Source organism: Vibrio sp. L85, assembly GCF_963871815.1.
Lineage (GTDB): Bacteria > Pseudomonadota > Gammaproteobacteria > Enterobacterales > Vibrionaceae > Vibrio > Vibrio harveyi.
This window is the reverse complement of record NZ_CAWMYL010000264.1, coordinates 1-3,856: the sequence shown is the minus strand read 5'-3', so window position 1 is coordinate 3,856 and position 3,856 is coordinate 1. Positions and strand designations below refer to the sequence as shown.

Genomic DNA, 3,856 nt, shown 5'->3' with positions numbered 1-3,856 from the left:
TGCGTCAGTGGGTGTTGAGCTTCCCGTTTCAGCTGCGTTTCCTGTTTGCCAGCCGGCCCGAGATCATGGGGTGGGTGCTGGGCATCGTTTACCGCGTCATTGCCACGCACCTGGTCAAGAAAGCGGGCCATACCCACCAAGTGGCCAAGACGGGCGCGGTCACCCTGATCCAGCGTTTTGGATCGGCGCTCAATCTGAATGTTCACTTCCACATGCTGTTTCTCGACGGTGTGTATGTCGAGCAATCCCACGGCTCAGCGCGTTTCCGCTGGGTCAAGGCGCCGACCAGCCCAGAGCTCACCCAGCTGACGCACACCATCGCCCACCGGGTGGGTCGCTATCTGGAACGGCAAGGCCTGCTGGAACGGGATGTCGAAAACAGCTATCTGGCCTCGGATGCGGTGGATGACGACCCGATGACACCCCTGCTGGGGCACTCGATCACTTACCGTATCGCTGTCGGTTCACAGGCGGGGCGAAAGGTGTTCACTTTGCAAACTCTGCCGACCAGTGGTGATCCGTTCGGTGACGGGATTGGCAAGGTAGCCGGGTCCAGCCTGCACGCCGGCGTGGCGGCCAGGGCCGATGAACGCAAGAAGCTCGAACGGCTGTGCCGGTACATCAGCCGCCCGGCGGTATCCGAGAAGCGGCTGTCGTTAACACGAGGCGGCAACGTGCGCTACCAGCTCAAGACGCCGTACCGGGACGGCACCACGCACGTCATTTTCGAACCATTGGATTTCATTGCAAGGCTGGCCGCCCTGGTACCGAAGCCCAGAGTCAACCTAACCCGCTTCCACGGGGTGTTCGCACCCAACAGTCGGCACCGGGCGTTGGTCACGCCGGCAAAACGGGGCAGGGGCAACAAGGTCAGGGTGGCTGATGAACCGGCAACACCAGCACAACGGCGAGCGTCGATGACATGGGCGCAACGGCTCAAGCGTGTTTTCAATATCGACATCGAGACCTGCAGCGGCTGCGGCGGCGCCATGAAAGTCATCGCCTGCATTGAAGACCCTATAGTGATCAAGCAGATCCTTGATCACCTGAAGCACAAAGCCGAAACCAGCGGGACCAGGGCGTTACCCGAAAGCCGGGCGCCACCGGCTGAGCTGCTCCTGGGTCTGTTTGACTGACGAGCCTGAAGGCCAACGATACCAATCAAAATGCTGCGTTCACAGCGCCGCGGCAGGGATCCGCCGTGCTGGTTGTCGGAAAAGGAGCCGCTAGTGGGAAAGAGGAGGGTAAATTTTCAGCGTTGCTGGCTCCCCGTCAGCCGGATTGGGTTGCATCGCAGGGGTGTCGAAAGAGTCAACTGCGGTCCAAAGCTGTTGGACTTGGGTGAAAAGGGCGTTTATTCTTCCTATACGTGCCGCGTTCCAGGCGGCGACTATGAGGGCTATGTCGATGCCCATGTGCGCCGGCTGGAGGCGCTACGCCGGGCCGGTATCGTCGAGCGGATCGACGCCGACCAATGGCGCATCCCCGATGATCTGGTCAGCCGTGCCGCCGCCCATGACGCCGGCCGAGACAGTCAGGCCAGCGTTCGCGTCCTTTCCCCGGTCGATCTGAACAAACAGATCGGATCGGACGGCGCGACCTGGCTGGACCGGCGGCTGATCCACGGCGAGACGGCCGACCTTGCGCCAACCGGCTTCGGGCAACAAGTCCGCGAAGCCATGGACCAGCGCCGCGAGCACCATATCGAACAGGGCGACGCCACCCGCAGCCGGGACAGCCGCGTCTTCTACCGGCGCAACCTTCTCGCCATCCTGCGGGAGCGCGAGGTAGCCGGCGTCGGATCGGATATGGCTTTGAGTAAGGGCCTGCCGTTCCGCGCCGCCACGGACGGCGAGAGCGTCAGCGGCAAGTTTACCGGAACCGTGCATCTATCGAGCGGCAAGTTCGCCGTGGTCGAGAAATCCCATGAGTTCACCCTTGTCCCGTGGCGGCCGATCATCGACCGCCAACTCGGCCGCGAGGTTATGGGCATCGTGCAGGGCGGGTCGGTGTCGTGGCAGTTAGGGCGGCAGAGGGGGCTGGAACGCTGAGTGCGCCCATGCCGCATTGCGAAGCAAAAGATAATCGGATATAATGTAGCAATTCATATTCGTAAGCGTGGAGTAATCAGATGGGAAATTCCAAGTCAGCAGACAAGTAAGCCGCAACAACCAGTATTGTTGTTGCGGCGCTCTGTAAGGCTAGTCTCATCTGATTGCTGACGAGCAGACGTCGCCCGGTATTCCTTAATCGAGGGTTGATTCATCATGACCACCACACGCCCCGCGTGGGCCTATACGCTGCCGGCAGCACTGCTGCTGATGGCTCCTTTCGACATCCTCGCTTCACTGGCGATGGATATTTATCTCCCTGTCGTTCCAGCGATGCCCGGCATCCTGAACACGACGCCCGCTATGATCCAACTCACGTTGAGCCTCTATATGGTGATGCTCGGCGTGGGCCAGGTGATTTTTGGTCCGCTCTCAGACAGAATCGGGCGACGGCCAATTCTACTTGCGGGCGCAACGGCTTTCGTCATTGCGTCTCTGGGAGCAGCTTGGTCTTCAACTGCACCGGCCTTTGTCGCTTTCCGTCTACTTCAAGCAGTGGGCGCGTCGGCCATGCTGGTGGCGACGTTCGCGACGGTTCGCGACGTTTATGCCAACCGTCCTGAGGGTGTCGTCATCTACGGCCTTTTCAGTTCGATGCTGGCGTTCGTGCCTGCGCTCGGCCCTATCGCCGGAGTATTGATCGGCGAGTTCTTGGGATGGCAGGCGATATTCATTACTTTGGCTATACTGGCGATGCTCGCACTCCTAAATGCGGGTTTCAGGTGGCACGAAACCCGCCCTCTGGATCAAGTCAAGACGCGCCGATCTGTCTTGCCGATCTTCGCGAGTCCGGCTTTTTGGGTTTACACTGTCGGCTTTAGCGCCGGTATGGGCACCTACTTCGTCTTCTTCTCGACGGCTCCCCGTGTGCTCATAGGCCAAGCGGAATATTCCGAGATCGGATTCAGCTTTGCCTTCGCCACTGTCGCGCTTGTAATGATCGTGACAACCCGTTTCGCGAAGTCCTTTGTCGCCAGATGGGGCATCGCAGGATGCGTGGCGCGTGGGATGGCGTTGCTTGTTTGCGGAGCGGTCCTGTTGGGGATCGGCGAACTTTACGGCTCGCCGTCATTCCTCACCTTCATCCTACCGATGTGGGTTGTCGCGGTCGGTATTGTCTTCACGGTGTCCGTTACCGCGAACGGCGCTTTGGCAGAGTTCGACGACATCGCGGGATCAGCGGTCGCGTTCTACTTCTGCGTTCAAAGCCTGATAGTCAGCATTGTCGGGACATTGGCGGTGGCACTTTTAAACGGTGACACAGCGTGGCCCGTGATCTGTTACGCCACGGCGATGGCGGTACTGGTTTCGTTGGGGCTGGTGCTCCTTCGGCTCCGTGGGGCTGCCACCGAGAAGTCGCCAGTCGTCTAACCGACGACTGGTAGCAGGCCCGCTCCGATGCGGCGCACTAACCATCGAAACCTCGTGAATGTCGGTATCCTGTCTGGCAGGATACCGCTCATTTCCCTTGTTCAGTTCATCGCCGTCGCCGAGCATCTGAATTTTCGGCATGCGGCCAAGGCACTTGGTATCAGCCAGTCGAGCGTCAGCGCGCGTGTGAAAGCGCTGGAGGATAACCTTGGTGTCCTGCTATTTGAGCGCCATGCGCGGGGCGTTCGGCTAACAGACGCAGGCAGGCACTTCATGGAGCGTGTCACGGCGGGTGTCGATCAACTCGATCACGCAGTGAAGACCGCGGAGTGACGGGCACTGGCTGGCAATGTCTAGCAACGGCAGGCATTTCG

The 3,856-nt window shown here is 60.1% G+C and carries 4 protein-coding genes; all 4 read left to right on the top strand.

What is annotated here, in order from left to right; translation table 11 throughout:
- On the top strand, window positions 1-1,136 hold a 1,136-nt coding region (locus tag AACR11_RS29290), incomplete at its 5' end, for an IS91-like element ISCR2 family transposase (protein ID WP_053035590.1).
- A gap of 30 nt (window positions 1,137-1,166) precedes the next feature.
- A complete protein-coding gene (locus AACR11_RS29285) occupies window positions 1,167-2,051 on the top strand; it encodes a DUF3363 domain-containing protein (protein WP_001447541.1) in 885 nt (294 codons plus the stop codon).
- Between the two features lie 216 nt (window positions 2,052-2,267).
- On the top strand, window positions 2,268-3,482 hold the full coding sequence (gene floR, locus AACR11_RS29280) for a chloramphenicol/florfenicol efflux MFS transporter FloR (protein ID WP_000214122.1): 1,215 nt from the start codon (window positions 2,268-2,270) through the stop codon (window positions 3,480-3,482).
- 54 nt (window positions 3,483-3,536) lie between these two features.
- The gene (locus tag AACR11_RS29275; protein WP_001100557.1) at window positions 3,537-3,815 is read left to right on the top strand and encodes a LysR family transcriptional regulator; all 279 of its coding nucleotides are present in this window, start codon (window positions 3,537-3,539) and stop codon (window positions 3,813-3,815) included.
- Window positions 3,816-3,856: the final 41 nt, after the last annotated feature.

What these genes read in the sequence shown, in the direction of transcription:
- AACR11_RS29285 (WP_001447541.1), top strand. Translation starts at nt 1,167, where the DNA reads ATGCTGCGTTCACAGCGCCGCGGCAGGGATCCGCCGTGCTGGTTGTCG.
- floR (WP_000214122.1), top strand. Translation starts at nt 2,268, where the DNA reads ATGACCACCACACGCCCCGCGTGGGCCTATACGCTGCCGGCAGCACTG.